Here is a 26,401-nt window from a genome sequence, read left to right as displayed (position 1 = left end):
CCATGGACGGAGCAGGCAGCAGCAGGTACGGCGACCCGGGGGCGATCCGGGCGCTCGCCGCTGGGTTGCGCGAGCAGGCGGCGGAGGTCCGGTCCGAGGCGGACCGGCTGGTCGGGCTGGCCAGGGCGGTCCCCTGGGACGGTCTCGCGGCCGACGCGCTGCGGCACCGTGCGGCCGCGGGCGGGTCCGGGCTGCGGCGCACCGCCGCGCTGCACGACGACGCCGCCGACGCCCTCGACCGGCACGCCGCGGAGGTCGAGCACCGCCTCGAGCTGGTCGCCGCGGCCGAGGCACGGTTCCGGGCGCTCGTCGCGGCGGCGCTGGACCGGCTCGGAGGGCTGGGGGACCCGGTCGAGCGGCTGCTCGACCAGTTCTCGCCACCGCCGCCCGGGCACCGGGACTGGCTCGACGTCGACCTGCCGCGGGTGCCGTGGTGAGCGGCGCCGTGCCGGCGGCGGCAGCAGCGGCCCAGGTGACCGGCGTGACCGGGGGCTCGCACGGCCTCGCCGCGGCGTACGTCGCGGTGCGGGCCCTCGCGGAGGCCTACGACCGCGCTGGCGACCGGATGCGCGGGTGGGCCTTGCTCGGCACGCGCACGCTGCTCGACGGCGACCTGGCCGCGTCGGCCCTGCTCGCGCCGCGGACCTTCGCCGAGGCCGAGGTGGCCGTCCTGGCCGCGGCGACCGGTCCGCAGGGCGCCCTGGCCTCGGCCGCCGCGTGGGAGGCGGACGCGGTGGCCGTGCGGCTGGCGGTGGCGGCGCTGGAGGAGGCCGACGCGGGGGTGCACGCGGCGTTCGAGGTGCTCGACCACCTGGCCGGGCGGGCGGTCGGCACCGCGCTGCCGGCCCTGGTGCCCGGGCTGCTGCCGGCCCTGGCCCCGCTGGCGCCGTACCTGCCGGCCCTGGTGGGGCGGCTGGCCGCCCGGCACCCCGGCGCGCTGCAGCACCTGGTCAACGGCGGCGGCGGCCTGCTCGACGGGCTGCGCGGCCCGTGGGGCGTGCCAGCGGGTGCGCCGCTCGGGGTGCCGGCCCTCACGCCGGGCCCCGAGGCGGCCGCCGCGGCGCTGGCCACGGCGTACGGCGATCCCGGGACGGGCGTGGCGGTGCCCCTGGGACCGCCGCACGCCGGCCGCCAGCCGGGCGGGCTGGCCGACCTGCTCGCCCACCTCGACGAGGTGCACACGGCCGGGGCCGACGGCACCATCGAGGTCCAGACGGCGACCGGCGCCGACGGCTCGGTGCGCCACGTCGTGTACCTCCCGGGTACCGACGACCTGACGACGCTGCCGTGGACCCGGGACGGGGACGTGCGCGACCTGCAGACGAACCTCCTGCTCCTCGCCGGGGCCGACAACCCCTACCAGCAGGGCGTGCTCGACGCCATGGCGCAGGCGGGCGTCGGGAGGGACGAGCCGGTGCTGCTCGTCGGGCACTCGCAGGGCGGGATGGTGGCCGCTGCGGTGCTGGCGCAGGGCAGCCCGTTCGCGGTGACCGCCGTGGTGACGGCAGGCGCGCCGACCGCGCACCTCGACGGCTTCCCGGCCGGGTCGCAGGTGCTCTCGCTGGAGCACCGCGGCGACGTGGTGCCGCTGCTCGACGGCGAGGACAACCCCGACACCGTCCAGCAGACGACGGTGCGGTTCGGCGACCAGGACCCCGGGCCCGCCGGCCCCGCCGACGCCCACGGGATCCGGCACCACACCGCGGTGGCCGCCGCGCTCGACACGGCGGTGGCCGAGGGGACCGCGCACCCGTCGGTGGCCGACGTGCTCCAGCACCTCGCGGGGCAGGGCTACGTCGGCGGCCCGGGCACCACGGTGACCGGCCAGTCCTTCGCGGTGGTCAGGGGGCCGTAGGGACCTGCTGCAGCAGCGACGGCTCCGGCACCACCTCGGGCAGGCCGGCGACGAGGCCCCGGGCCACGAACCCGTTCCGGACCCGCTGCGGGTGGTAGCCGACCTTCGCGCTGCGGACGATCCGCCCGGTCGCGTAGGAGATCTTGGAGATCTTGTCCGAGCCGCTCCACGAGACGTAGCAGTGCTCGCCGTCCCAGCTCGGCGTGACCCAGTACGGCTTCAGCCCGCCCTCGAGGAGCTTGCCGGTCCGGAACGTCCGGGCGTCCACGACGGTCGCGTAGTCCGACATCGTCCCGGCGACGCAGAGCTTGGTGCCGCGGTGGTTCATCGCGATCCCGTGGTGGGCGGAGTCGAGGAGGTAGAGCTCGCGGGGGGTGTCCGGGACGAGGTTCGGCAGCCGCTTGACGCGGGTGATCGCGCCGGTGCGCCGGTCCATCTCGACGAAGCCGTGGAAGAAGGAGAGCTGGAAGTACAGCTTCTCCTCGTCCGGGCTCAGCGTGATCGGGCGGACCGCCGTGCTGACCTCGGTCATCCCGCGGTCGTCGAGGGCCTTGCGCAGGTCGTAGCGGCGGACCACCTCGTCGGTGCGCGCGTCGACGACCTGCAGCACCCGGTCGTCCTTGAGCGGGTCGAGCGCCGGGTCGTCGAGCGGGGTGTAGACCAGCCCGATGCTCGCGTGCAGGATCCGCCTGCCGCCGTCGATGTAGGTGCTCTCGTGGGGCGAGCCGCCGGAGGGGAACCGGCCGACCTCCTTGCCGTCCCTCATCCGCAGGACGTGGACGACGTTGCCGGTGGAGGCGCTGACGACGACCCGCTTGCCGTCGGGCGAGACCGCCATGTGGTCCGAGCGGACGCCGGCGACCGGGAAGCGCCAGGCGATCTCCTGGCTGGCCAGGTCGATGCCGACGACGTCGCCGAACGAGGGCCGCGAGACGACCAGCAGCCTGCCGTCGTTGGAGGAGTACATGTCGTCGACGTACTGGTCGTGTCCCTCCCCGATGAGCGCGCGGATCGCCAGGAAGTAAGCGAGCCGGTAGGGGTTGAGCGCGATCTCCTGCATCCGCTCGGCCCGGTCCGGGATGATGTCGATCCGCCCGAGGCGCCGGAGGTTCCCGGGCGTCACGATGCTCGCGGTGCCGTCCCAGTTGTTGCCGACGAAGACCGCCCGCCGCACCCCGTCGGCCTTGCGCGCCGTCTGCTGGGCCGAGGTCGGGACCTCCTCCGCGGCGGCGGGAGCGAGCGGCCCCGAGGGGGACCCGCTCATCGCGAGGACCAGGCCGAGGGCGGCGAGCACGGCGGAGCGGCGGTGGCGCATGGGCCCGATCCTGCCGCCTGCGGGCGTTTCGGGACAGGGCCCCGCGGGAATGCGACCGGCAGCCGGGACCGCACGTCGAGCGGTCCGGTGAGGAGGATCGATCGATGTACGGCGACAGCGACGCCATGCGCCGGCGGGCCCGGCAGCTGCGCGAGCAGGGCACCGACCTGCGCACGCTCGCCGACCAGCTCGTGGCGCGCACCGAGGGCACCGGCTGGACCGGCCGTGCCGCGGAGTCCATGCGCGAGCGGGTCCACGACCGCGCCTCGCGCCTGCGGGAGGCCGCCGCCGGGCACGACCGGGCCGCGGACTCCCTCGATCGCCACCTCCAGGAGGTCGACCGGGTCAAGGACGCCATCGCGCAGGTCGAGCGCAAGGCGACCGGTCTCGTGGCCGACGCCCGGTCCCGCGTCTCCCGGGTGCAGTCCCTGGCCGCGGGCGACCCCGCCGGGGCGACCCGCACTCCCGACCCGACCGACCTGCAGCTCGCTGCGTTCGACCCTCCCCCGCCCGGCCACCAGGACTGGCTCGGCGTCCACCTTCCCGGACTGTGAGGCACCCGTGACCCTCGTCGACCTCAGCACGCCCCCCGCGGGCCCGGCGCCCACCTCGGGGCTGCTGGACGCGCTGCCCCGCCGGGTGGCGCTCACGCTGCCCGAGCTGCGCTGCGCGGCCGACCACGCCGGCGGCGCCCCCCTGCCCTTCGACGCCGTCGAGCCGGACGCCTCGGCCGACGGCGCGGCCGGCGGCCTGGAGTCCCGGCTCGGACGCTCCCGCGGCTCCGCCGAGGCGGAGGCCCGGCGGACCGTCATGGACGCGCTGCACCCGCCCGCCACGTCGCTGGCCCGCCGCGGCCTGCTCGTGGACGGCGCCCTCGAGGAGGGGCTCGCCGGGGCGATCGGCCTCCTCGCGGTCCCCGACCTGGCCCTCGACCTCGACGTGGCCGTCGGGACCGGTGGCGACGGGGTCCGCGCCCGCGCCTGGCACCGGATGGCCGGAGGCGCGGTCGCGACCCTCGCCACGGTGGACGGCGTCGTCTTCGAGCTGGCGTGGTTCGCCGCCGACCACTGGCCGGCCGAGCTGGCGCGGGTGGCCGTGCTCCCCGAGGACCACCGCGCCACCGGGTCCGGCGTCCCCGCGCACGTCGACCTCCCCTACGAGCTCGCGGACGCGGCCGCCGAGGCGGTGCGGTCCTCCCGGCCCGACCTGCTCGCGGTGCTCGCCGCCCAGGAGGGCGCGACGGTCCGCGGCGGCGACGGCACGACGTACGACGCCACGGAGGTGCTCGACGTCCTCGCCGGCCTCAGCGGCGAGGTGCAGGGCCGGCTCCGCGCGCTGGTCGCCGACACCTCGGGGGAGCAGACGACCGTCGTGGGCGTCCTCTCCTGGGTGCTGCTCGGCGACGGGTGGCACGCGCTGCGGACCTACCGCGACCGGGTCGGCGACGAGGCCCGGGTCGAGGTGCGCCGCGTGGAGCCCGCGGACCTCGGTCCGCTGCTCGCGCCGGTGCTCGCGGAGGTGACCCGATGACGGAGTCCGTGCCCCTCGCCGAGCCGACCGGGCCCGAGCCGGAGCAGCCGACCGTCCCGCAGGACGCGGTGGAGGCCGCCGACCTGGCCGACAAGTACGACCGGATGACCCGCCTCGCCGACCTCTTCGACGCCGCCGGCGAGGAGGCCCGGGCGCGCGCCGGGCTCGGCGCGCAGGTCCTCGGGGACCCCGCGGTCGCCGACTCCGCCGAGGTCGCCCGCCCGACGTGGGCCGAGGTCGAGCGCGACGTGCTCGCCGCGACCGGCGAGAAGCACGGCCTGCTCGCGCGGTCCGCCGAGCTGGACGCCGACGCGATGGTGGTGCGGGCCACCGTGGCGACGTACCGCTGGATCGACGAGCTCGCGGCCGAGGCCTCACGCACGCTGGGCGCCATCGCCGGCCGCGCGATCGGCTACCTCGCACCCGAGGTCGCGCTGGGCGGACCGGTGGTGAGCGCGGGCCTGATCGAGACCGACGCGCTGGACCGCGACGGCGTCGCGGCGTACCTCTCCGAGCTCGCGCAGGACCACCCCGAGCTGCTCGAGCACGTCTCGGGCCGCGGCGGGCTGCTCGACGGGCTCCGGATGCGCTCGCTGCTGACCGTCGGGCTGCTCGCCGGGGAGACCGGCCGGGCGGCGGCCCGCGGCGGCCTCCAGGCGGTCGGCGCGGACGAGCTGCGCCCGGACTTCGCCTCGGCGCTGCGCGACGTCGCAGCAGGTGCGGTGACCGACGCCCCGGAGGAGGCCGTGCCGGGTGGCCGGCCCGCCGGCGGGAGCGCGGACGGCGCGGCGGGCGCGCCGCGCGGCCTCGAGGGGCTGATGAGCAGCCTCGGCGCCGTCACCGCGTCGGTGGCGGTCGAGCAGGTCGGCGCCGGCCGCTACATCGCCTACCTCCCGGGTCCCTCCGGCGGCGGGGGCCGGCTGCGCCTGGTCAGCGGCGACGCGACGCCGTACGCCGCGCGGGTGGTCCGCGCGGTCGAGGCGGCGGTCGAGGGCGACCCCGATGCACGGGTCATGCTGGTCGGCTCCGCGCAGGGCGGCGTCACCGCGGCCGAGGTCGCCGCCGCGGTCCGCTCCGACCGGTTCACCATCGAGCAGGTCGTCACCGCGGGCGCTCCTGCCGCGCAGGTCTCCCGCGTCCCCGAGCCGACCCGCGTGCTGGCCCTGGAGGACCGGGCCGACCCGGTCGCGCTGCTGGGCTCGCTGCTCAACCTCGAGGCGCCCAACCGGCTGACGGTGGTCTTCGAGGCCGGTGCGGTCGACGGCTCGCGGGAGAGCGCGTACGTCGCCGGCGGCCGGGCCGCGGACCGCGCCGACCACCCGGCGGTCCGCTCCGAGCTCGACCGGCTCACCTCGTTGGGCTACCTGGCGGGGTAGGGGTTCCGCGCCCGCAGACTTCAGCGGCTGGCCGCTGAAGCTGTCGCTGGGCCGATGAAGCTTCAGCGTCCGACCGGGAGCTTCAGCGGCCAGCCGACGAAGCTCCCGCGCCGCCGACCCCACCCGGCGCCGCAGGAAATGGCGCGAGGGCCGGGCTCCGACTGGAGCCCGGCCCTCGACCGTCGTGCGTGGCGGCTGGTCAGCTGCCGGAGACGGCCTGCTTGAAGGCGGACGCGGCCTTGAAGGCGGGCGCGGTCGTCGCGGCGATCTCGATGGTCTCGCCGGTCTGCGGGTTGCGGCCCTGGCGCGCCGAGCGCTCGCGCGACTCGAAGGTGCCGAAGCCGCTGATGCTGACCTTGTCGCCGGAGGCGACGGCCTTGACGATGCTGTCGATGACGGCGTCGAGGGCCTGCTCGGCCTCCTTGTTGCCGAGGCCGGTCTGCTCGGCGACGGCGTCGCGCAGCTGTCCCTTGTTCATGGTGGAGCTCCTGTTCGTTGTCAGGTCTGCTGGGGTCGTGCCGTGCCGGCCCGGCGAAGGGCCGGCGGCACGTCCGGCGTCCTGCGCGTGGTGCCGCAGGCGCGTCCGGCTGTCCGCAGGCTAGTCGCACCGCGGCGCAGCGCGACATCCGCAGGGCCGGGAACGGCGGGTAAATCCCGCGCCAGGCCCCGTCGACGGCCCCTCCCGAGGACGTCTGGAGGTCACAGGATGTCGTGGACGAACTCGCCGAGCTGGGTCAGGTTGCGGCACTCGACCATCGGCACGACCGCCCCGTAGCGCGACGCGGCCGAGTCGCCGTTGTCCCAGTGCCGCCGGTGCTCGGGGTTGAGCCACCACGCGTGGCGGATGCCGCCGACGAGCTCGCCGAGGGTGTCCAGCGCCAGGTCGGAGTAGTTCGACCTGGCGTCGCCCAGGACGAGCAGCGAGGACTTCGGGCCGAGCGCGTCGGCGTGGTCCTCGGCGAGCTTCGTGATCGCGCGGCCGTAGTTCGTCCGCCCCCACAGCGCCGCGTGCGACGTGCTCGCCGCGAGGTCGGCCATCACGTCGACGACGTCGGCGCCCGGCCGGAAGTGGTCGGTCACCTCGTGCACGTGGTCGATGAAGGTGAAGGCCCGGACCTTCTGGAACTGGTCGCGCAGCGCGAAGACCAGCAGCAGCGTGAACTGGGCGAAGTTGGCCACCGAGCCGCTGACGTCGCAGAGCACCACGAGCTCGGTGCGGTGCGGGCGCTTGGGCCGGTGGTGGGTGGTCAGGGGCACGCCGCCGGTGGACATCGAGGCCCGGACGGTACGCCGGAAGTCGAGCGGTCCGCGCCGCTGCGCGTGGTGCTCCTTGGTGAGCCGGGCCGCGAGGCGACGGGCGAGCGGGTAGATCTCCCGGCGCATCTGCTCCAGGTCGGTGCGGCGGGCGGCGAGGAAGTCGAGCCGGTCGATGCTCGGCCGCAGGGCGACGTTCGCGACGTGCTCTGGCCCCTTCTCCTCGGCGATCCGCCGGCGGGCGTCGCCCTCGACCAGCGCGGTGAAGGCGTCGACGCGCCGCCCGGCCGTCCGCTCGGCCTCCTCCTCGGTGCGGCCGTCCGCGAGCAGCCCGGCGACCAGCTTGTCGACCAGCTCGCCCGGGGAGACCCGCTGCAGGGCGGTGTAGGCCGACCAGCTGGAGAGCCCCGGTCCACGGCCCGGCATGGCGCCGAACCGCGCGACCATCTCGGCGGCGAGGGCGGCCAGCGCCTGCTGGTCGTCCGCGGCCAGCGCCTCGAGCAGCGCGCCGCGGAAGTCGCGCAGCGCGTCCGCGCCGTCGCGGACCGAGAACTCCTCGCCCGCCTCGTCGGAGCGCTCGGCGGCCGCACCGGAGCCGACCATCCGGGGGAACCAGAGGTCGAAGAGCGCGTCGAAGGTCGGCCGCTGCGACTGCCGCTTGACCAGCGTCGCGGCGTACGCCGCCTGGACGGTCGCGCGGCTGCCCCACTCCAGCGCCGAGAGCGCCGCGATCGCGTCGAGGTCCTCGGCCAGCGACACCGGCAGGCCCGCGGACCGCAGCGCCTCGAGGAACGCGATGTGCCGCTCGAGCAGCCCGCTGCCGCTCACCGGCGGCTCACCGGTCACTTCCGGAGCCGGAGCTCGCGGACGGCACGGTCGTGGTCGGAGGCGTGCTTGAGCACGACACCGAGCGTGTCGGCGACGGCCTTGTCGTCGAGGTCGCCGATCTCCAGCGCGATCAGCGTCCGGGCCCAGTCGACGGACTCCGCGATCGACGGCGCCTTCTTCAGCTCCAGCTCGCGCAGGCGGGCGACCGTCGCGACCAGCTGGCCCGCCACCCGCTCGTCGAGGTCGGGCACCTGGCTGGAGACGATCTCCCGCTCCCGCTCGGCGTCGGGGTAGTCCAGGTGCAGGTAGAGGCAGCGGCGCTTGACCGCCTCGGACAGCTCGCGGGTGGCGTTCGAGGTGAGCACGACGAACGGGCGGCGCACGGCGCTCACCGTGCCCAGCTCGGGGATCGTGACCTGGAAGTCCGAGAGGACCTCCAGCAGCAGGCCCTCCACCTCGACGTCGGTCTTGTCGACCTCGTCGATGAGCAGCACCGTCGGCTCCTCGCGGCGGATCGCCGTCAGCAGCGGGCGGGTCAGCAGGAACTCGTAGGTGAAGATGTCGTCGTGGGTCTCGTCCCACGAGGTCGCGTCGCCGGGGCCGGCCTGCGTCGCCTGGATGCGGAGCAGCTGCTTCCGGTAGTTCCACTCGTACAGCGCCCGGGCCTCGTCGAGGCCCTCGTAGCACTGCAGCCGGACGAGGTCGGCTCCGGTCGCGCGCGCGACCGCCTTGGCCAGCTCGGTCTTCCCGACGCCCGCCGGCCCCTCGACCAGCAGCGGCTTCTCCAGGGCGCCGGCGAGGTACGCCGTGGTGGCGGTCGCCGGGTCGGCGAGGTAGCCGGTCGCCCCGAGCCGCTCGGTGGCGTCGTCGGGCGAGGAGAACCAGTCGGCCGTCGTCATGCGCCCATCCTCACCCATCGTCCCCGCACGCGACCGGTCCAGAGATCTGGCTCACGTCGCCCGCCGCGACGTGACCGGTCCCCGCGGACCTCGTTGACCCGGCGTACCCACCCACCGGCAGCGGGAGCCGCGATGCGACCCACCACCAGGCGGCGCCCCCTGCGGGCGCGGCTCTCCGCGGTGCTCCTGGCGGTCAGGGCCGCCGTCCTCGCCTCGGTGCTCGCGCTGACGGTCACCGCCGGCCTGGCCGCCTCCGGGACCGTCGGCGCCCCCGACGCCCGGCCTCCGGCGTTCACCGTGGACGCCTCCTCCCCGGTCGTGCAGCGCGCGATCTCCGACCACCGGTGCTCGACCCGCGGCTTCGCCCCGGGCGTCCAGCCGACCTCCGCGCTCGTGCGGACCGGGCACGGCCGGCTCCGCGTCGTGTCCTTCGACCGCGGCTGGGAGGTCTTCACCGGCCGCCGTCCCGGGCTGCTCGTCGCCGTCTGCCTCGGCCGGCCCTGACCCCTCCGCGTCGGGTCAGGAGGCCGGGTGCGCCGTGGCGCGGTGCCGCGTCGCGAGGTCGGCGTAGTAGACCGCGTTGGTGTCGACCCAGAACTGCGAGGACGTGCCCTCGATCGGCTTGACGGCCTTGCACGGGGTGCCGGTCGCGACGACGCCGGCGGGGATCTCGGTGCCCGGGGTGACGACCGAGCCGGCGGCGACGAGCGTGCCCGCGCCGATCGTCGCGCCGTCCAGCAGGGTCGAGCCGTTGCCGACGAGCGCCTGCTCGCCGACCTCGGCGCAGTGGACGACGCAGCCGTGCCCGACCGTCGCGTTCGGCCCGACGGTCAGCACCTGGTCCGGCCCGGCGTGCAGGACGCTGTTGTCCTGGATGTTGCTGCCCTCGCGGACGACGATGCGGCACACGTCCCCGCGGAGCACCGCGCCGTACCAGACGCTCGCGCCGGCCTCGACGGTCACGTCGCCGACCAGGGTCGCGGTCGGGGCGATCCAGGCGTCCGGGTGCACGGTCGGGCGCTTGCCCTCGAACTCGAAGAGGTTCACGGGCGTCATTCCACACCCCGCCGCCGGGCCGTCGGAGCCGGGCCCGCCCGCTACGCCCCGACGTACGCCGCCAGGTGCTGCCCGGTGAGCGTCGAGCCGTCCGCGACCAGGTCCTCCGGGGTGCCCTCGAAGACGACGAGACCACCGTCGTGGCCGGCACCGGGACCGAGGTCGATGATCCAGTCGGCGTGCGCCATCACCGCCTGGTGGTGCTCGATGACGATGACCGACCTCCCCGAGTCGACGAGCCGGTCGAGCAGGCCGAGCAGCTGCTCGACGTCGGCGAGGTGGAGGCCCGTCGTCGGCTCGTCGAGGACGTAGACGTCGCCGGTGTCGGCCATCTGCGCCGCGAGCTTGAGCCGCTGCCGCTCGCCGCCGGAGAGCGTGGTGAGGGGCTGGCCGAGGGTGAGGTAGCCCAGGCCGACGTCGGCCAGGCGACTGAGGACCTTGTGCGCCGCGGGCACCTTGGCCTCGCCGGCGAAGAACGCCTCGGCCTCCGTCACCGACATCCCCAGCACCTCGCTGATGTCGCGACCGCCGAGCCGGTGCTCGAGGACCGCGGCCTGGAAGCGCTTGCCCCCGCAGTCCTCGCAGGTGGTCGCCACGCCCGCCATGGTGGCGAGGTCGGTGAAGACGACGCCGGCGCCGTTGCACGTGGGGCACGCACCCTCGGAGTTGGCGCTGAACAGCGCGGGCTTGACGCCGTTGGCCTTGGCGAAGGCCTTGCGGATCGGCTCCAGCAGCCCGGTGTACGTCGCCGGGTTGCTGCGCCGCGAGCCCTTGATGCCGGTCTGGTCGATCGCGACCACTCCTTCGCGTCCGACGACCGACCCGTGCACCAGGGAGCTCTTGCCGGAGCCGGCCACCCCGGTGACGACGACCAGGACGCCCAGCGGCACGTCCACGTCGACGTCGCGCAGGTTGTGGGTGCTCGCGCCGCGCACCTCCAGCACGCCGCTCGGCGTGCGCACCGCGTCCTTGAGCGCCGCCCGGTCGTCGAGGTGCCGGCCGGTGAGCGTGCCGCTCGCGCGCAGGCCCTCGAGGGTGCCCTCGTAGACGATCTCGCCGCCCTCGCTGCCCGCCCGGGGGCCGAGGTCGACGACGTGGTCGGCGATCGCCATCGTCTCCGGCTTGTGCTCGACGACCAGGACGGTGTTGCCCTTGTCGCGCAGCTGGAGCAGCAGCTCGTTCATCCGCTGGATGTCGTGCGGGTGCAGGCCGATGGTCGGCTCGTCGAAGACGTAGGTGACGTCGGTGAGGGAGGACCCGAGGTGCCGGATCATCTTCACGCGCTGCGCCTCGCCGCCCGAGAGCGTCCCGGAGGGGCGGTCGAGGGAGAGGTAGCCCAGGCCGATCGCGGCGAAGGAGTCCAGCGTGTGGCCCAGGGCCTTGAGCAGGGGCGCCACCGACGGCTCGTCGAGGTCGCGCACCCAGGCTGCGAGGTCGCTGATCTGCATCGCGCAGGCGTCGGCGATGTTGAGCCCCTGGATCCTCGAGGACCGCGCCTCCGGCGCGAGGCGCGTGCCCTCGCAGTCCGGGCACGTGGCGAAGGTGACCGCCCGCTCGACGAAGGCGCGCACGTGCGGCTGCATCGACTCCACGTCCTTGGACAGGAAGGACTTCTGGATCGAGGGGACCAGGCCGAGGTAGGTCAGGTTGATCCCGTCGACCTTGATCTTGGTCGCCTCCTTGTGGAGGAGGTCGTCGAGCTCGCGCTCGGAGAAGTCCCGGATCGGCTTGTCGGGGTCGAAGAAGCCGCAGCCGCGGAAGATGCGCCCCTGCCAGCCGTCCATGCTGTAGCCGGGGATCGTCACCGCGCCCTCGTTGAGCGACTTCGTCTCGTCGTACAGCGCCGGCAGCGAGATGTCGGAGACCGCGCCGCGGCCCTCGCACCGCGGGCACATGCCCCCGAGGCGGTTGAACGTCGCCTTCTCCGCCTTCGTCCGGCCGCCGCGCTCGACCGTGATCGCCCCGCTCGCGCGGACCGAGGGGACGTTGAAGGAGTACGCGTTGGGCGGGCCGATCTGCGGGTCGCCCAACCGGCTGAAGAGGATCCGCAGCATCGCGTTGGCGTCGGTCACCGTGCCGACCGTCGAGCGCGGGTTGGCGCCGAGGCGCTCCTGGTCGACGATGATCGCCGTGGTGAGCCCGTCGAGGACGTCGACCTCCGGGCGCGCCAGGGTCGGCATGAACCCCTGCACGAACGCGCTGTAGGTCTCGTTGATCAGCCGCTGGGACTCCGCGGCGATCGTGCCGAAGACCAGCGAGCTCTTCCCCGACCCCGAGACGCCGGTGAAGACCGTGAGTCGGCGCTTGGGCAGCTCGACGCTCACGTCGCGCAGGTTGTTGACCCGAGCGCCGCGCACGCGGATCAGGTCGTGGGTGTCGGCGGGGTGGCTCGCGGGCTGGTCGCTCATGGGTCTCCGTCCTCCGGTGGCGGGGCCAGCATGCCCGAGTGGACCGACGGCCGTCGGCTGCGACGTACCGGGCTGCAAGGCCACCGGACTGCCGTGCTGGTTGGAGGTCCAGACACCTCCAACCTCCCGTGCTCATCGGTCGCCCCGCGGGTGACCGACCCCGGGTCAGTCGGCGGTGACGCGCTCCGCGAGGCGGACTGCGGCGTGCAGCACGAGGTCGCCGTCCTCGGGGTCGGCGGCGGCCTGCTCGGGCACGAGGCCGCCGAGCAGGGCGGCGGGCTGGGTCAGCCAGGCCCACACCCGCCAGGGGTCCATACGGGCGGCGAGCAGGGGCTCGAGGACGGGCGCGAGGTCGGGGCGCAGCTCGCCGGCCGCGGTGAGCTGGAAGGCCGGCACCACGCTGCGCTCCTCGACGGGCACCACGAGCAGCCGGTGCGTCGAGGCCGCCTTGTGCACCGCGAACCGGGTCGCCTCGAGCGACGTGCCGCGCACCTGCGCCAGCGACGCGTAGTCGAACCAGGGGGTCGCGAGCAGCTCGACCCGCAGCCGCGCGTGGCGGCGGAGCACCAGGAGCGACACGGGTACGGCGTGCTCCGGCTCGGTCCCCTCGCTGCGGAGCAGCTGCTCGACGTCCTGCAGCTGCTCGGCCGTCAGGTCGCCGCCGGTGCCGGGGTCGATCCAGCGGGCGAGCCCGCCCTCCCCGTCGCGACGGAACGTCGGCAGGCCGGCCTCGGTCAGGTGGCCCTCGAGTCCCAGGGACTCGATCCAGGTCGCGAGCTCCTCGCCGGTCGCCGCCCGCTGCTCCTCCGTCACGGTCCCAGCCTGCCGCATCGGGCCCGCTCAGCCGCAGCCGCCGACCTCGAACCCGCGGCAGCTGTCGTCCGCGCCACCCCGGAGCACCCGGTCACGCCCCTGGCCGCCCGCGAGGTCGTCGGCGTGCGGGCCGGCGATCACGCGGTCGTCGCTGCCGCGGAGGCGGACGGTCGTGGCCCCGTCGCTGAGGGTGAGGTCGAGCAGGTCGCGCGCGTCCGAGCCGAGGAACGTCCACGCGGCGCCGTACGCCAGCGCCCAGGACTCGACGCCCGTGAGCGTGCTGGTGCCGGCCACCCCGGCAGCGGCGAGCGTGCCCGCCCGGGCGTCCACCGTGGCCGTCCGGGCGTGCTGCCCGCGGCCGCCGCGGAGGCGGACCGCGTCGTCGCCGGCGCCGAGGTCGACCCGTGCGCCGCGGACGTCGGCGCGCAGCTCCACGGTGTCGCCGCCGTCGCCGACCGCGACCGTGACCGGCTGCCGCCCGCGGACGGAGACGTACTCGGAAGCGCCGCCCGCGGTCACGACCTCGTCGCGACCGCCGTTGCTGCGCGCGCTCTGGTACGACAGCCCGCCACCGGGGCCGAGGTCGAGGCGGTCGTCGCCCGACGGGTCGCCGCCCGGCGGGTCCAGCACGACGTGGTCGGACCCGTCGCCGGTGCTGACGGAGTCGTCGCCCGCCCCGGCCCGGATCCGGTCGGTCCGGGGACCGCCGACGACGACGTCGTCGTGCGCCGACGCCTCGACCCGCAGGCCGGCGCCCAGGACGATGGTGTCGGTCCCCTCACCGGTCGCGGTGCCCTGCGCGCCCGAGAGGTCGATGGCGACCCCGGCGGCCGCGTCCTCCCAGGTCACGGTGTCGGGCTGGACGACGTTGCCGGTGCCGCGCGGGCCGGCATCGAGCCAGTCGTCGCCCGGCCCGCCGGCGAGCCGGTCGCCGAAGACGTCCTGCCCCCGGTCGGGCGTCACCCGGTCCTCGCCGCCGGCCAGCCGGTCGTCCCCGGCCCCGCCGTGCAGGACGTCGGCCCCCGGGCCGCCGCAGACGAGGTCGTCCCCGCCCCGCCCGTCGACGACGTCGTCCCCGCCGAGCGCGACGACGACGTCGGGACCCGGCGTACCGGTCATCGTGTCGGCGCCGGGCGTGCCGACCACGGTCGCCCGCTGACCCAGGCACGTCGGGGGTGGCGCGGCGGCGTCGGCCGGGGCGGTCGTCAGGCCACCGGCGACGGCGGCGAGGACGGACAGGACGGGGAGGAGCGTGGTCGCGGTGCGCATGTCGGGTACGACGCACGCCCGGCCGCTCCGGTTCGCGCGGACCCGGGGCCCCGCACCCGTTCACCGGGACGCCGGCTGCGGACGCCGCGGCCCGGACCTAGCGTCCGGGCACCCGAGCCCCCAGGAGCGCGCATGGCCGACCGGCTGCAGGACAGGACCGCCATCGTCACCGGCGGCGCCAACGGCATCGGCCGCGGGATCGTCCGCGCGTTCGTCGCCGAGGGCGCCCGGGTGATGGCCGTCGACGTGGACGAGGAGCGCGGCGAGCAGCTGGCCGCGGAGCTCGGCGACGCCGTCCGGTTCCTGGCAGTCGACATCTCCCAGGAGGCCAGCGCGGAGGTCGTCCGGGACGCCGCGCTCGCGGCGTGGGGCTCGGTGCACGTGCTGGTCAACAACGCCCACGCCAGCCGCCAGGCGCCGTTCGTGGAGACGACGATGGAGATGTTCGCGCTCTCCTTCGACACCGGGTTCTACCCGGCGTTCTGGCTGATGCGGGCCTGCTACCCCGACCTTCGCGCCACGCGCGGCTCGGTGATCAACTTCGCCTCCGGCGCCGGGCTCGTCGGCCACCCCACGCAGCTGTCGTACGCCGCGGCGAAGGAGGCCGTGCGGGCGATGAGCCGCGTGGCCGCCCACGAGTGGGCCAAGGACGACATCAACGTCAACGTGATCTCACCGCTGGCCCGCACCGAGGGCGTCGACCGGTTCCTCGCCGAGCACCCCGAGCGCGAGGCCGCGCTGCTGCGCGGCGCGCCGCTGGGCCGGCTGGGCGACCCCGAGGCCGACATCGGCCGCGCCGCGGTCTTCCTGGCCAGCGACGACGCCTCCTACATCACCGGCCAGACGCTGATGGTGGACGGCGGCGGCGTGATGCTCCGCTGACCGCTGGTCCGCCGGACCCGGCCGGACCGGGCGTGCGGGCGACGCCCCTCCCCGCGCTGGCCCGGAGGCGGTCGGACACGGCCACGACCTCGTCGCGCAGGGCGCCGGGGCTGATCACCTCGAAGTCCCAGCCGAGCCCGGCCAGCATGCGGGCCATGCCGCCGAGGTGCTCGACGCGGGCCCGGAGGAGCACGCCGTCGGGGTGCTCGTCCAGCCGTCCCACGCTCGGGGGCAGTCGCTCGCCCGCCTCCGCGAGGGTGGTCCGCAGCACGACGGCGACCTCGTGGGCCCACCCCACCGCAGCGATGCCGGACACGACCTGCGTCGTCGCGTCGAAGTCGGCGGGCACGACGTAGGAGCCGTCGCCCTGCCTGACCGACGCGATGCGGTCCAGGCGGAAGGTCCGCACGTCGTCGCGGCCGTGGTCGTGCCCGGTGGCGTACCAGCGGCCGGAGTGGAAGACCAGGCCGTAGACGTCGACCTCACGCTGCGACTCCTGCCCGTCCCAGGCGGTGTAGGCGATCACGACGGTGCGCCGCGCCTGCGCTGCTCCGGCGAGGTCGAGCAGCGTGTCGGCGCCGGCGGGAACGCTGGCGCGCGCCGGGATCGTGAAGTGCGCGGTGGACAGCAGGTCGTCGAGCCGCTGGCCGAGGGCCCGCGGCAGCACACGTGACACCTTGGCCAGCGCGCTCGCCGTCGCGGCGTGGTCGGTGGTGGCGAGCCCCGTGCGTTCCGCGGCCCGCAGGCCCAGGACGACCGCGACGGCCTCGTCGTCGGTGAGCATCAGCGGCGGCAGCTTGTAGCCCGGTGAGAGCCGGTAGCCGCCGTACCTGCCCCGCTGGGCCTGGACCGGGATCCCGAGGTCGGCGAGGTGCTCGGCGTAGCGCCGGACGGTCCGCTCGTCGACCCCGAGCCGCGCCGCGAGATCGCCGACGGTGCGCTGCCCGCCTGCCTGGAGCAGCTCCAGCATCGCCAGCACGCGTGCGGTGGGGCGGGTCACGGCGCTCCTCGCAGTCGCCTGGAGACGGCTGCGCTGCGGGTTCGCGATACCGGGCGGGAACTGTCCACAAATCACCCTAGCGTCGGCGACATGAACCCCACCACCTACGTCCTCGTCCCCGGCTTCTGGCTCGGCGCCTCGGTCTGGCGCCCCGTCGCCGACCAGCTGGGCGAGCACGGCCACGTCGTGCACGCCGTCGACCTCACCGGCATGGGCGAGCGCGCGTCCCTCGCCTCGCCGGAGACCGACCTGACGACCCACGTCGACGAGGTCGTGCACCTGCTCGAGCAGCACGACCTCCACGACGTCGTGCTCGTCGGCCACAGCTACGGCGCGCTCGTGACGACCGGTGCGGCGGACCGCGCGCCCGAGCGCGTGGGCCGGCTGGTCTACGTCGACTCCGGCCCCCTGCCGGACGGCATGGCGCAGGCCGACTTCGAGGGACCCGACGCGCGGGCGGCCAACGAGGACCTGGTCAGGACGCACGGCGAGGGCTGGAAGCTGCCGCCGCCGCCCTGGGCCGTGCTCGCCGCCGAGGTGCCCGACGTCGGCGACGATGCCGTGGCGGCGCTGGCCGACGCCTCGCAGCCGCAGCCCTGGCGCACCGCCACCCAGCCGGTCGTGCTCACCCGCGCCTGGGAGCGCCTGCCGCGGACAGGGGTGCTGTGCAGCTTCAGCCTTGAGCAGCTGCGGCAGATGGCGCCCCACGCGCCGGTGTTCGCGCACATGGTCGACGGCGACTGGACGTACGTCGAGCTGCCGACCTGGCACTGGCCGATGGTGAGCCGCCCGGTGGAGCTCGCCCGGGCACTGGAGTCGGCCAGCCGCTAGGCGCTCGCGTCCGGTCGGAACGACGAACGCCGGTCCCGAGCCCCTCGCGGAGCCCGGTCCCGGCGTTCCTGACACTTTCGTGTCCGCGGCTGGAGACCTAGGTGTCCAGCCCCTGGCGGTGGCGGAGGGATTTGAACCCTCGGTGGGCTTGCACCCACAAACGCTTTCGAGGCGTTCTCCTTAGGCCGCTCGGACACGCCACCGCGGGAGAACATACCGGAGGGCGCACGCGGCCGTGAAATCAACCGCTGGTCGCCGCCGAGGCCGCGGCCGCGGCAGCGAGCCGGTCCTCCGAGAGCCGGTAGAACCGCCGTGCCGTGCCGGACCACACCTGCTCCCGATCGCCCTCCGGCAGCTCGGCCAGCACCTCGGCGAGACCGGCGAAGACCCGGTCGTAGCCACCGGCCGCCACCGAGATCGGCCAGTCCCCGCCGTACATCAGCCGCGAGGCGCCGAAGAGCTCGACGGCCCGCTCGACATAGGGGCGGACGCCGTCCGGGGTCCAGGAGCCCATGTCGGAGCCGGGGTAGAGCCCCGAGACCTTCGCGTGGACGTTCGGGCCCTGCGCCGCGGCCGCCATGAGCGAGGCCCACGGCTCCCCCACCGGGTCGCCGACCGGCGGCTTGGCGAGGTGGTCGACCACGAGCCGGAGGCCGGGGTGGCGCTCGACCAGGGTCGGCACGTGCTCGAGGTGGCTGGCCAGCACCGCGACGTAGTCGAAGGTGACGCCGGCCGCCTCCAGGACCCCGAGGCCCTCGTCGACCTCGGGCCGCAGGATCCAGTCGGGGTCGGGCAGGTCGTGGATGAGGTTGCGCACGCCGACGACCCGGTCGTCGCCGCGCAGCTCCTCCAGCCGCTGGGCGGCCCGGTCGGGCCGGTCGAGCGGGACGTGGACGACGACGCCGACGACCTCGGGGTGGGCGTCGGCGACCTCGAGCATCAGGTCGGTGTCGCCGTCGTGGTCGTCGGACTGCACCAGGACCGTCGCCCCCACCCCGTTGCGGCGCAGGTGGGGGGCGACCTCCTCGAAGGTGAAGGTGCGGTTCCACTGCGGGACGTGCGGTCCGAGCCAGGGGTACGGCGACCGGTCGAGGTCCCAGACGTGCTGGTGGGCGTCGATGATCACGGCGGGTCTCCTCAGACGGCGGCGGGACGCGGGTGCCGGGTGGTCCAGTACGCGCCGTCGGGGTAGGCGTACTCGGCGACCGACGAGGCGTGCATCTGCGCGCTGTAGCCGGGCTGCGAGGGCAGCCGGTAAGCGCCGTCCTCGACGATGCAGGGGTCGGTGAAGTGCTCGTGCAGGTGGTCGACGAACTCGGTGACCCGGTTCTCCGTGGTCCCGGAGACCGCGACGTAGTCGAAGACCGAGAGGTGCTGGACGAGCTCGCACAGGCCCACGCCGCCGGCGTGCGGGCAGACCGGGACGCCGAACTTCTTGGCCATCAGGTAGACCGCCACGATCTCGTTGACGCTGGCCAGGCGGGCCGAGTCCAGCTGGCAGAAGTCGATCGCCTCGGCCTGGAACATCTGCTTGAACAGCACCCGGTTCATGCCGTGCTCGCCGGTCGCGACGCCGATCGGCGCCACCGCCCTGCGCACCGCCGCGTGCCCGAGGATGTCGTCGGGGCTGGTCGGCTCCTCGATCCACAGCGGCTTGAACTCGGCGAGCGCCTTGACCCACTCGATCGCCTCCGGGACGTCCCAGACCTGGTTGGCGTCGATCATCAGGTGGGCGTCCCAGCCGATCACCTCGCGGGCGATCGAGCAGCGGCGGATGTCGTCCTCCAGGTCGGCGCCGACCTTGAGCTTGATGTGCCGGTAGCCCTGCTCGACCGCCTCGGCGGCCAGCCGGCGCAGCTTGTCGTCGGAGTAGCCGAGCCAGCCCGCGGAGGTCGTGTAGCAGGGGTAGCCGGTCCGCTCGAGGTCGGCGACCCGCTCGGCCCGGGTGGGCACCGTCTCGGCGAGCATCGCGATCGCCTCCTCGCGGGTCAGCGCGTCGCTGAGGTAGGTCAGGTCGGTCGCGTCGACCAGCTCCTCGGGCGTCATGTCGACCAGCAGCCGCCACAGCGGCTTGCCCGCGACGCGCGCCGCGAGGTCCCACACGGCGTTCATGACCGCCGCCATCGCCAGGTGCTCGACGCCCTTGTCCGGGCCCAGCCAGCGCAGCTGGGAGTCCGACGCCAGCTCGCGGTAGACGCCGCCGAGGTCGGCGACGACGTCCTCGACGACCCGGCCGACGAGCGGCTCGCCACGCCGCTGCGCGGCGAGCGTGCAGATGTCGTTGCCCCGGCCGATGGTGAAGGTGAAGCCGTAGCCGGCGACGTCCGGGTCGTCGGTGCGCACCACGACGTACGTCGCCGAGTAGTCCCCGTCCTTGTTCATCGCGTCCGAGCCGTCCATGGACAGGGAGGTCGGGAAGCGGACGTCGGTGACGTCGACGGCGGTGATGCGGGTCATGTGGGCTCCTGGGTGGGGGCGTGGAACGGCGGTGCCGTGGTCGGAAGGGCGTCCCAGAGGTCCTCCGGGATCGTGCGTCGGTACCGGTCGACGGCGTCGCCGACCTGGTCCGGGCCCGCCGCGCCGACCACCACGGAGACGACCGCGGGGTGGCGCAGCGGGAAGTGGACGGCGGCCTCGGGGAGGGTCACCCCGTGGGCCTCGCAGAGGTCCGCGAGCGCGTTCACCCGGTCGACGAGCGCGGGCGGTGCGGGTGCGTAGTCGTACGTCGGGTCGGGGCCGGGACGCGGGCGGGCGAGCAGCCCGGAGTTGTAGACCCCGGCCGCCACCACGCCGACGCCGCGCTCGAGCGCCGCCTCGAGCAGCTCGTCGGCCTGCTCGAGCAGGGTGTACCGCCCGGCGCACATCACCAGGTCGACGTCGTGCTCGCGGACCAGCTCGGTGAGCGGCCCGGCGAGGTTCATCCCCGCCCCGACGCCCTGGACCAGGCCCTCCTCGCGCAGCTCCAGCAGCGCCGGCAGCCCCTCGGTGACCGCCTGCGCCCAGTGGTCCTCGGCGTCGTGGAGGTAGACCACGTCGATCCGGTCCAGCCCGAGCCGCTCCAGGCTGTCCTCGACCGATCGGCGGACGCCGTCGCGGCTGAAGTCCCACACGCGCCGGGTGGAGGCGGGCACGGCGAAGCCCTGGTCGTCCTGGCGGCCTGCGCCGTCCGGGTCGGGCACGAGGAGGCGACCGACCTTGGTGGAGAGCACGTAGTCCTCGCGCGGGTGCCGGCGCAGCAGCTCGCCCAGGCGGCGCTCGGACAGGCCGAGCCCGTAGTGCGGCGCGGTGTCGAAGTACCGCACACCGGCGCCCCAGGCGGCGGCGAAGCCGGCGGCGGCCTCGCCGTCGCTGACCTCGCGGTAGAGGTTCCCGAGCTGGGCGCCGCCGAGCCCGAGCTCGGTGAGCTCCAGGCCGCGGACGGTGCGGGTCGGCAGGCTGCCGGTCGCGGCGCTCACCGGACGGCCTCGAGGTCGTCGTGCCGAGGGGCACCGACCAGGGCCTCGACCGCGCGCTGCGCGGCGCCGAGGGCCGGGTCGACCGGCTCGCCGCGCCAGACCACGGCGTCCACGAGCTCGTTCAGCACGTCGACGACCGCCGGGAGGGCGGCGATCCGGGGCAGCGGCCGCGAGGAGGCGTGGGCGGCCTCGAAGAGCGCGTGCTCGGGCTGGGCGGCGAGGACGTCGGGGTGGCCCCACGTGCTCCGCCGCGCCCCCGACGCCCCGGCCTGCGTGGTGGCGAGGTCCATCGCGGCCGAGGCGGCATGGCGCAGGTGGGCCCACGCGCGGTCCGGCTCGGCGCAGGCGGTGGTCACGCAGGCGACCCAGAAGGCGTTGACGGTGGTCGTGGGGGTGCCGTCGTCGTGGGTCGGCGCGACCGCGCAGGCGTGGTCGTCGGCGACCGGCCCCGCCGCCGCGAGGGCGGCGTACCCCGCCCAGTTGACGACCACGCCCACACCGCCGGCGGCGAACTCCTCGCCGCTGCCGTTGCTGTCGAGGTCGTGGGCGTGCGCCGGGGCGAGCGTGGTCGCCACCCGCCGGAGGAACGCGAGCGCCTCGCGCACGGGTGCGCTGTCCACGGTGACCCGGTCGCCGTCGAGGAGGTCCCCGCCGCAGCGCCACAGGTGCAGGACGAGGTCGTAGACGTTGTTGTGCCCGTCGGGGGCACCGGCCAGCACGGTGCCGGCGCGGCCGGGGCCGTGCAGGGCCCCGGCGACCTCGACCAGCTCGCTCCAGGTGCGGGGCGCGTCGAGGCCGGCGCGCGCCAGCAGCGAGGGACGGGTGAAGAGCAGCTGCGGCCCGTCGTGGAAGGGCAGGCCGTGGACCTCCCCGGCCCAGGTGACGCCCTCGTGGAACGACGGGGACCACGCGTCCGGCCAGCCCTCCGGCGGGTCGGTGGCGACGTACGCCGCCAGCGACCGCACGCGGCCGGCCGCGGCGAGCGCGGGCAGCCAGTCGGCGGGCACGACGAGCAGGTCGGCGTCCGGGGCGTCGGGGCCGAGCACGGCGGCCTGCAGCTCGGGCAGCCCGAGCCAGGTCGCCTCGACCTCGACGGGCCCCGCCGCGGCGTGCGCGGCGACCGCCCCGCGGAAGCCGGCGAAGTCCCTCCCGAGCAGCCGCAGGGGCCGAGCGGGGCGCGGCTCGGTCATCCGCCCCTCTTGTTGGTGAGGTAGAGGTGGGTGAGCACCAGCACGGTCTCGTCGCGCTGGTTGGTCACCGTCACCAGCTCGTGGACGTAGCCGTGGGTGTCGGCCATCCGCTTGTGGTCGGACTTCTCGGTGATCTCGGCGCGCACCGTGATCGTGTCGCCGATGAAGACCGGCTTGACGAAGCGGATCTTGTCGTAGCCGTAGGACATCGACTGCGGGTTGATGTCGCCCGCGGTCATGCCGACGGCCACCGACATGATCAGCGTGCCGTGGGCGATGCGCTGGCCGGCCGGCTGCGTCTTCATCCACTCGGCGTCCATGTGGTGGGGGAAGAAGTCCCCCGTCTGGCCGGCGTGGAGCACCACGTCGGCCTCGGTGATGGTCCGGCCGACCGACGTGCGGTGCTCGCCGATCTCGTAGTCCTCGAACCAGCGGTCCTCGGTCCTCACGCGTCCTCCTCGACCAGCACGCGCGCCGCCAGCTCGCCGGCGCGCCGCAGCAGGTCCTCGTCGGTCAGCTCGCCGCGCAGGGTCGCGGTGACCCACGGCGAGACGGTGTCCTGGAACTCGATGTAGCCCGCGGTCCGGGGTCGGACCCAGGCCTGCTCGAGGGTCTGCCGCGTGCCGCGGAAGAAGTCCCACGAGTCCTCGTTGAGCCGGTCGTCGTCCCACGACGACGCGTAGCCGGGCTGGCCGCCGGCGTCGTAGTAGACCCCGGACTGCACCTCGGGCGAGGCGACCCACAGGGCGTAGGCCCGGGCCGCGTCGAGGTCGCCGGCGCGCGCCGACACGGCCACGCCGGCGCCGCCGAGCTGGGAGCCGGCCACGCCGCGCGGGCCGGCCGGGATGTCGACGTACTTGAGGCGGTGGGTGCGGAACCCCGACCGGGAGTAGTTCGTGTAGCCGTAGGCCAGCGGGGCGTAGGCCCAGCGGCCCTCGCCGTCGGTGCGGTCGCCCGCCAGCGCCTCGGCGACCTCGATCGGGTTGGCCGCCAGGCACCACTCCGGGACGCGCTCGGCGAGCCGGTGCATCAGGTCGAGGACCGGCGCCGCCTCCTCGGCCGAGAGGAACTCCCCCGGCCGCGCGGCGACGGGCGTGCCGCGGTTGGCGGCGAGGGTGGCCAGGGTCGACCAGGCGTCGATCGGCTTGGCCGGCCACAGCACCCGGCCCTCCTCGGCCAGCTCGAGGACCTCCTCCCACCCGGACGGGGCGGTCGGCAGCAGGTCGGGCCGGTGCACGGCCACCTGGGCCGCGGAGTCGGTCGCCAGGCCGTACTGCCGCCCGTCGTGGGCGTACGACGCGTGGCTGGCGCCGACCGCGTCCGCGGCGAGCGCGGCCAGCTGGTCGTCGTGGCCGGCGCCGTCGAGCGGCGCGAGCAGCCCCTCGGCCGCGGCGAGCGGCACGTGGGGGTGGTCGATGACGAGCAGGTCGTAGCGGGCCGTCAGGTCGGCCAGCGGCTCGTCGGCGAACGCCTGCAGGGAGCGGAGGTCCCACTGGACCTCGACGCCGGTGAGCCGGGCGTGCTCCTTCGCCGCGGCGACCTGGCAGTCGTAGCCGCGGGGGTGCTCCCAGGTGATGCCGCGCAGCGTGGTCATGCCGGCTCCGCGACGCTCGTGGGGCGGAGGACCGCGTCGTGCTCGCCCAGGCGCGGGGCCGGCCGGGGGTCGGTCAGGAGCCGGCCGTCGATGCGGATCGGGCTGCGGGTCGTGGTGAGGCTGAGCCCCTCACGGGTGAGCTCCTGGGTCATCGCGATCGCGCGGAACCCGTCGTGCTCGACGAGCTCCTCCAGGGTCAGCACCGGGGCGCACCAGACGTCCTCGGCGTCGAGCACGGCGAGCCACTCCTCGCGCGTGCCGGTCCGCAGGCGGGCGCTGATCAGCTCCTCGATCTCGCCCTGCCGCTCCCACCACGCCGAGGGGTCGGTCATCGACACCAGCTCCTGGACGCCGAGCAGCCGGCCGATCGTCGGCACCGGGTTCATCGCGATCGCGAGGAAGCCGTCGCTGGTGGGGTAGATGCCGTACGGCGCGGAGAGGAACGCGTGTGCCGAGCGGGGGCCCTTGCGCTGCACGGCCACCGTGGGGTCGTTGAGCCGCGTGGTGAGCAGCTCGAACTGGAGGTCCAGCAGCGCCTCGAACAGGCTGGTCTGGGCGTGGCCGCCGCGGCCGGTGCGGAAGCGGCGCACGAGCAGGGCGGTGATGCCCTGGGCCAGGTGGCAGCTGGCGAGGTGGTCGGCCACCGCGAGCCCCACCGGCACCGGCGGGTCGTCGGCCGAGCCGTTGAGCCAGGGCAGGCCGGCGATCGACTGGGCGAGCAGGTCCTGGCCGGGCCGGTCCTTGAACGGGCCGCTGTCGCCGTACCCGCTCACCGAGCCGTAGACGACGGTGGGGTTGAGCTCGCGGACGGAGTCGTAGTCCAGGCCGATCCGCTCCATGACGCCCGGGCGGAAGTTCTGGATGACCACGTCGGCCTCGCGGACGAGGTCGCGCACCAGGGCGAGGTCGGCAGGGTCCTTGAGGTCGGCGGCGAGGCTCTCCTTGCCACGGTTCATCGCGTGGAAGGACATCGAGGAGTCACCGGCCATCAGGCCGCCGAAGGCGAGCGTGCGGCCCAGGTCGCCGCCCTGGGGGCGCTCGACCTTGATCACCCGCGCGCCGAGGTCCCCGAGGCGCAGCGCGGCCACCGGGCCGGCGAGGAACTGGCTGAAGTCGAGGACCGTGATCCCCGCGAGCGGCAGCTCGAGGGCGTCCTCCGCGCCGGTCACGAGGTCACCTGCACGGGTCGGGCCCGCAGGTGGGTCACGCCGCCGTCGACCTCGAGCGCCGAGCCGGTGGTCGAGCCCGACCGGGGGCTCGCGAGGTACGCCACCGCGGTGGCCACCTCCTCGGGGGTGACCATCCGGCCGGTCGCCTGGCGGGCGTCGAGCGCCGCCTTCTCCTTGGCCGGGTCGGGGAAGCGCTGCAGCATGCGGTCGACGAAGCCGGTGTGCACCGTGCCGGGCGAGACGCAGTTGACGCGGATCCCGTCGTGCACGTGGTCGGTCGCCATGGCGTAGGTGAGCGAGAGCACCGCTCCCTTGGAGGCGTTGTAGAGCGCCCGCTGCGGCAGCCCGTTGAGGGCACCGATCGAGCACATGTTGACGACCGCGGCGTGCGCCGAGCGGCGCAGGTGCGGCAGCGCCGCGGCCGAGACCCGGGCGACGCCCACGACGTTGACGTCGAGGACGCGGTGCCAGTCGTCGTCGGAGAGGTCCTCCACGGTGCCCACCGCGCTGATGCCGGCATTGTTGACCAGCACGTCGAGGCCGCCGAGGCGCTCGGCGACCGTGGCGACGGCCGCCTCGACCGAGGAGCGGTCGGTGACGTCGCAGGTGACGCCGAGGACGCCCGCGGGCACCTCGGAGGTGTCCAGGTCGAGCGCCGCCACGCGGGCCCCGCGGGCGGCGAGCTCCTCGACGACGGCCAGGCCGATCCCCGCGCCGCCACCCGTGACGGCGGCGACGAGCCCGTCGTACTCCCGGGTCGGGTCCGCACTCATCGGGTCGCCTGCTCGAAGGCCTGGCGCTGCGTGCCGAGCCCCTCGATCTCGAGCTCGACCACGTCGCCGGCCCGCAGGAACGGCTGGCCCTCGATGCCGAGCGCCACGCCCGCCGGCGTGCCGGTGTTGATGACGTCGCCGGGCTCGAGGACCATGAACTGGCTGAGGTACCAGATGACGTGCGCGACGCCGAAGACCATGTCGGCCGTGGTGCCGTCCTGCCGCTTGGTGCCGTTGACGGCCAGCGAGAGCCGGAGCGCCTGCGGGTCGGGGACCTCGTCGGCGGTGACGAGCACCGGGCCGAGCGGGTTGAAGGTCTCGCAGCTCTTGCCCTTGTCCCACTGGCCGCCGCGCTCGAGCTGGAACTCGCGCTCGGAGACGTCGTGGGAGACGACGTACCCCGCGACGTGCGCGAGCGCGTCGTCGGGCGAGGCCAGGTAGCGCGCCCGGGCGCCGATGACGACGCCGAGCTCGACCTCCCAGTCGGTCTTGGTGGACCCGATCGGGACGAGGACGGTGTCGTGGGGACCGACGACGGTGGAGGGGTCCTTCATGAAGACGACCGGCTCCTCGGGGATCGCGGCGCCGGTCTCCTCGGCGTGGTCGCGGTAGTTCAGGCCGATGCACACGACCTTGCCGGGCCGCGCGACCGGTGCGCCGGTGCGCAGGTCCGCGGCGCCCGGGAGCTCCTCGAGGGTGCCTGCGGCGACCGCCTCGGCGATCCGCGCCAGCCCGCCGCCGGCGAGGAAGACGCGGTCGACGTCACCGCCGCCGAGGACGGGACGGAGGTCGAGGTGGGTGCCGTCGACGACCACGGTCGGGGTCTCGGCGCCACGGGGCCCGAGGCGGGCGATTCTCATCAGGGGTTCCTTCCGGAGGGGCGGTGTCTGGTGCAGGAGCGGGT

26 protein-coding genes and 1 tRNA gene are annotated in these 26,401 nt (G+C 75.1%); 8 read left to right on the top strand and 19 right to left on the bottom strand.

What is annotated here, in order from left to right:
* Positions 1-2: 2 nt before the first annotated feature.
* Positions 3-437, top strand: coding sequence for a hypothetical protein (locus AB0N29_RS08955; protein WP_364865937.1), 435 nt, complete (start codon positions 3-5; stop codon positions 435-437).
* Positions 434-1,855, top strand: coding sequence for a hypothetical protein (locus AB0N29_RS08950; protein ID WP_364865935.1), 1,422 nt, complete (start codon positions 434-436; stop codon positions 1,853-1,855). The genes AB0N29_RS08955 and AB0N29_RS08950 overlap by 4 nt, the downstream gene beginning before the upstream one ends.
* Here AB0N29_RS08950 and AB0N29_RS08945 read toward each other — a convergent pair.
* The gene (locus AB0N29_RS08945) at positions 1,842-3,170 is read right to left on the bottom strand and encodes a serine/threonine protein kinase (RefSeq protein WP_364865933.1); all 1,329 of its coding nucleotides are present in this window, start codon (positions 3,168-3,170) and stop codon (positions 1,842-1,844) included. The two genes, AB0N29_RS08950 and AB0N29_RS08945, sit on opposite strands and share 14 nt — an antisense overlap.
* 104 nt (positions 3,171-3,274) lie before the next feature.
* Between AB0N29_RS08945 and AB0N29_RS08940 the strand changes: the two genes are divergently transcribed.
* The 3 genes from AB0N29_RS08940 to AB0N29_RS08930 are packed head-to-tail and all read left to right on the top strand — an operon-like array spanning position 3,275 to position 6,076.
* A complete protein-coding gene (locus AB0N29_RS08940; protein ID WP_302269120.1) occupies positions 3,275-3,724 on the top strand; it encodes a hypothetical protein in 450 nt (149 codons plus the stop codon).
* A 7-nt stretch (positions 3,725-3,731) separates the two neighbouring features.
* Positions 3,732-4,700: a hypothetical protein gene (locus tag AB0N29_RS08935; RefSeq protein WP_364865930.1), complete on the top strand. Its 969-nt coding sequence runs from the start codon at positions 3,732-3,734 to the stop codon at positions 4,698-4,700.
* Positions 4,697-6,076: a hypothetical protein gene (locus AB0N29_RS08930; RefSeq protein ID WP_364865928.1), complete on the top strand. Its 1,380-nt coding sequence runs from the start codon at positions 4,697-4,699 to the stop codon at positions 6,074-6,076. Before AB0N29_RS08935 ends, AB0N29_RS08930 begins: the two co-directional genes overlap by 4 nt.
* Before the next feature lie 199 nt (positions 6,077-6,275).
* Here AB0N29_RS08930 and AB0N29_RS08925 read toward each other — a convergent pair whose 3' ends face one another.
* From AB0N29_RS08925 to AB0N29_RS08915, 3 genes are all read right to left on the bottom strand, one after another.
* On the bottom strand, positions 6,276-6,578 hold the full coding sequence (locus AB0N29_RS08925) for an HU family DNA-binding protein (protein WP_302271759.1): 303 nt from the start codon (positions 6,576-6,578) through the stop codon (positions 6,276-6,278).
* A gap of 197 nt (positions 6,579-6,775) precedes the next feature.
* Complete coding sequence (locus AB0N29_RS08920; RefSeq protein ID WP_364865926.1) at positions 6,776-8,158, bottom strand: VWA domain-containing protein; 1,383 nt, start codon at positions 8,156-8,158, stop codon at positions 6,776-6,778.
* A 14-nt stretch (positions 8,159-8,172) separates the two neighbouring features.
* Positions 8,173-9,057, bottom strand: a complete 885-nt coding sequence (locus AB0N29_RS08915) for a MoxR family ATPase (protein ID WP_364865924.1) — start codon at positions 9,055-9,057, stop codon at positions 8,173-8,175.
* A 132-nt stretch (positions 9,058-9,189) separates the two neighbouring features.
* Between AB0N29_RS08915 and AB0N29_RS08910 the strand changes: the two genes are divergently transcribed.
* The gene (locus AB0N29_RS08910) at positions 9,190-9,561 is read left to right on the top strand and encodes a hypothetical protein (protein WP_302269115.1); all 372 of its coding nucleotides are present in this window, start codon (positions 9,190-9,192) and stop codon (positions 9,559-9,561) included.
* Positions 9,562-9,576: 15 nt separating this feature from the next.
* On the opposite strand, the gene AB0N29_RS08905 is transcribed toward AB0N29_RS08910, so the two are convergent.
* The 4 genes from AB0N29_RS08905 to AB0N29_RS08890 form a co-directional block, all read right to left on the bottom strand.
* Entirely contained in the window at positions 9,577-10,104 is a 528-nt protein-coding gene (locus tag AB0N29_RS08905; RefSeq protein ID WP_364865922.1) for a gamma carbonic anhydrase family protein, read from the bottom strand.
* Between the two features lie 50 nt (positions 10,105-10,154).
* Positions 10,155-12,521 (bottom strand): excinuclease ABC subunit UvrA, encoded by a 2,367-nt coding sequence (locus AB0N29_RS08900; RefSeq protein ID WP_364865921.1) that lies wholly within the window; start codon positions 12,519-12,521, stop codon positions 10,155-10,157.
* 165 nt (positions 12,522-12,686) lie between these two features.
* Positions 12,687-13,334 carry a hypothetical protein gene (locus AB0N29_RS08895; protein WP_302269110.1) on the bottom strand — a complete coding sequence of 216 codons (648 nt, stop codon included), beginning with the start codon at positions 13,332-13,334 and terminating at the stop codon, positions 12,687-12,689.
* 27 nt (positions 13,335-13,361) lie between these two features.
* Positions 13,362-14,603 carry a hypothetical protein gene (locus AB0N29_RS08890; RefSeq protein WP_364865918.1) on the bottom strand — a complete coding sequence of 414 codons (1,242 nt, stop codon included), beginning with the start codon at positions 14,601-14,603 and terminating at the stop codon, positions 13,362-13,364.
* Positions 14,604-14,735: 132 nt separating this feature from the next.
* On the opposite strand from AB0N29_RS08890, the gene AB0N29_RS08885 reads away from it, so the two are divergent.
* On the top strand, positions 14,736-15,485 hold the full coding sequence (locus AB0N29_RS08885) for an SDR family oxidoreductase (RefSeq protein ID WP_364865916.1): 750 nt from the start codon (positions 14,736-14,738) through the stop codon (positions 15,483-15,485).
* Here the strand turns inward: AB0N29_RS08885 and AB0N29_RS08880 are convergent.
* Positions 15,436-16,485 (bottom strand): YafY family protein, encoded by a 1,050-nt coding sequence (locus AB0N29_RS08880; RefSeq protein WP_364865914.1) that lies wholly within the window; start codon positions 16,483-16,485, stop codon positions 15,436-15,438. The genes AB0N29_RS08885 and AB0N29_RS08880 overlap by 50 nt on opposite strands.
* A gap of 90 nt (positions 16,486-16,575) precedes the next feature.
* On the opposite strand from AB0N29_RS08880, the gene AB0N29_RS08875 reads away from it, so the two are divergent.
* Complete coding sequence (locus AB0N29_RS08875) at positions 16,576-17,316, top strand: alpha/beta hydrolase (RefSeq protein WP_364865911.1); 741 nt, start codon at positions 16,576-16,578, stop codon at positions 17,314-17,316.
* A 113-nt stretch (positions 17,317-17,429) separates the two neighbouring features.
* On the opposite strand, the gene AB0N29_RS08870 is transcribed toward AB0N29_RS08875, so the two are convergent.
* The 10 genes from AB0N29_RS08870 to AB0N29_RS08825 form a co-directional block, all read right to left on the bottom strand.
* Positions 17,430-17,519 (bottom strand) — tRNA-Ser (locus AB0N29_RS08870).
* 38 nt (positions 17,520-17,557) lie between these two features.
* Complete coding sequence (locus tag AB0N29_RS08865; protein WP_364865908.1) at positions 17,558-18,442, bottom strand: amidohydrolase family protein; 885 nt, start codon at positions 18,440-18,442, stop codon at positions 17,558-17,560.
* Between the two features lie 11 nt (positions 18,443-18,453).
* Complete coding sequence (locus AB0N29_RS08860; RefSeq protein WP_302269104.1) at positions 18,454-19,773, bottom strand: L-fuconate dehydratase; 1,320 nt, start codon at positions 19,771-19,773, stop codon at positions 18,454-18,456.
* Complete coding sequence (locus AB0N29_RS08855; RefSeq protein WP_364865905.1) at positions 19,770-20,771, bottom strand: aldo/keto reductase; 1,002 nt, start codon at positions 20,769-20,771, stop codon at positions 19,770-19,772. The genes AB0N29_RS08860 and AB0N29_RS08855 overlap by 4 nt, the downstream gene beginning before the upstream one ends.
* Positions 20,768-21,961, bottom strand: a complete 1,194-nt coding sequence (locus tag AB0N29_RS08850; RefSeq protein WP_364865903.1) for an extracellular solute-binding protein — start codon at positions 21,959-21,961, stop codon at positions 20,768-20,770. Before AB0N29_RS08850 ends, AB0N29_RS08855 begins: the two co-directional genes overlap by 4 nt.
* Positions 21,958-22,410 carry a MaoC/PaaZ C-terminal domain-containing protein gene (locus AB0N29_RS08845; protein ID WP_302269101.1) on the bottom strand — a complete coding sequence of 151 codons (453 nt, stop codon included), beginning with the start codon at positions 22,408-22,410 and terminating at the stop codon, positions 21,958-21,960. The genes AB0N29_RS08850 and AB0N29_RS08845 overlap by 4 nt, the downstream gene beginning before the upstream one ends.
* Positions 22,407-23,555, bottom strand: coding sequence for an extracellular solute-binding protein (locus AB0N29_RS08840; RefSeq protein WP_364865899.1), 1,149 nt, complete (start codon positions 23,553-23,555; stop codon positions 22,407-22,409). The genes AB0N29_RS08845 and AB0N29_RS08840 overlap by 4 nt, the downstream gene beginning before the upstream one ends.
* Positions 23,552-24,724 (bottom strand): CaiB/BaiF CoA-transferase family protein, encoded by a 1,173-nt coding sequence (locus AB0N29_RS08835; RefSeq protein WP_364865897.1) that lies wholly within the window; start codon positions 24,722-24,724, stop codon positions 23,552-23,554. Before AB0N29_RS08835 ends, AB0N29_RS08840 begins: the two co-directional genes overlap by 4 nt.
* Positions 24,721-25,497: an SDR family oxidoreductase gene (locus AB0N29_RS08830; protein ID WP_302269098.1), complete on the bottom strand. Its 777-nt coding sequence runs from the start codon at positions 25,495-25,497 to the stop codon at positions 24,721-24,723. Before AB0N29_RS08830 ends, AB0N29_RS08835 begins: the two co-directional genes overlap by 4 nt.
* Positions 25,494-26,357 carry a fumarylacetoacetate hydrolase family protein gene (locus AB0N29_RS08825; protein WP_364865895.1) on the bottom strand — a complete coding sequence of 288 codons (864 nt, stop codon included), beginning with the start codon at positions 26,355-26,357 and terminating at the stop codon, positions 25,494-25,496. The genes AB0N29_RS08830 and AB0N29_RS08825 overlap by 4 nt, the downstream gene beginning before the upstream one ends.
* Positions 26,358-26,401: the final 44 nt, after the last annotated feature.

Source organism: Nocardioides sp. NPDC092400 (assembly GCF_040684155.1).
Taxonomy (GTDB): Bacteria; Actinomycetota; Actinomycetes; order Propionibacteriales; family Nocardioidaceae; genus Nocardioides.
The sequence above is the reverse complement of the archived record's forward strand: the minus strand, read 5'-3'. Positions and strand labels throughout refer to the sequence as shown.

Excerpts from the sequence above, each read along its gene's own strand:
- AB0N29_RS08955 (WP_364865937.1), top strand. The coding sequence starts at position 3 with ATGGACGGAGCAGGCAGCAGCAGGTACGGCGACCCGGGGGCGATCCGG.
- AB0N29_RS08945 (WP_364865933.1), bottom strand. The coding sequence starts at position 3,170 with ATGCGCCACCGCCGCTCCGCCGTGCTCGCCGCCCTCGGCCTGGTCCTC.
- AB0N29_RS08940 (WP_302269120.1), top strand. The coding sequence starts at position 3,275 with ATGTACGGCGACAGCGACGCCATGCGCCGGCGGGCCCGGCAGCTGCGC.
- AB0N29_RS08930 (WP_364865928.1), top strand. The coding sequence starts at position 4,697 with ATGACGGAGTCCGTGCCCCTCGCCGAGCCGACCGGGCCCGAGCCGGAG.
- AB0N29_RS08915 (WP_364865924.1), bottom strand. The coding sequence starts at position 9,057 with ATGACGACGGCCGACTGGTTCTCCTCGCCCGACGACGCCACCGAGCGG.
- AB0N29_RS08910 (WP_302269115.1), top strand. The coding sequence starts at position 9,190 with ATGCGACCCACCACCAGGCGGCGCCCCCTGCGGGCGCGGCTCTCCGCG.
- AB0N29_RS08900 (WP_364865921.1), bottom strand. The coding sequence starts at position 12,521 with ATGAGCGACCAGCCCGCGAGCCACCCCGCCGACACCCACGACCTGATC.
- AB0N29_RS08890 (WP_364865918.1), bottom strand. The coding sequence starts at position 14,603 with ATGCGCACCGCGACCACGCTCCTCCCCGTCCTGTCCGTCCTCGCCGCC.
- AB0N29_RS08885 (WP_364865916.1), top strand. The coding sequence starts at position 14,736 with ATGGCCGACCGGCTGCAGGACAGGACCGCCATCGTCACCGGCGGCGCC.
- AB0N29_RS08875 (WP_364865911.1), top strand. The coding sequence starts at position 16,576 with ATGAACCCCACCACCTACGTCCTCGTCCCCGGCTTCTGGCTCGGCGCC.
- AB0N29_RS08860 (WP_302269104.1), bottom strand. The coding sequence starts at position 19,773 with ATGACCCGCATCACCGCCGTCGACGTCACCGACGTCCGCTTCCCGACC.
- AB0N29_RS08850 (WP_364865903.1), bottom strand. The coding sequence starts at position 21,961 with ATGACCGAGCCGCGCCCCGCTCGGCCCCTGCGGCTGCTCGGGAGGGAC.
- AB0N29_RS08840 (WP_364865899.1), bottom strand. The coding sequence starts at position 23,555 with ATGACCACGCTGCGCGGCATCACCTGGGAGCACCCCCGCGGCTACGAC.
- AB0N29_RS08830 (WP_302269098.1), bottom strand. The coding sequence starts at position 25,497 with ATGAGTGCGGACCCGACCCGGGAGTACGACGGGCTCGTCGCCGCCGTC.
- AB0N29_RS08825 (WP_364865895.1), bottom strand. The coding sequence starts at position 26,357 with ATGAGAATCGCCCGCCTCGGGCCCCGTGGCGCCGAGACCCCGACCGTG.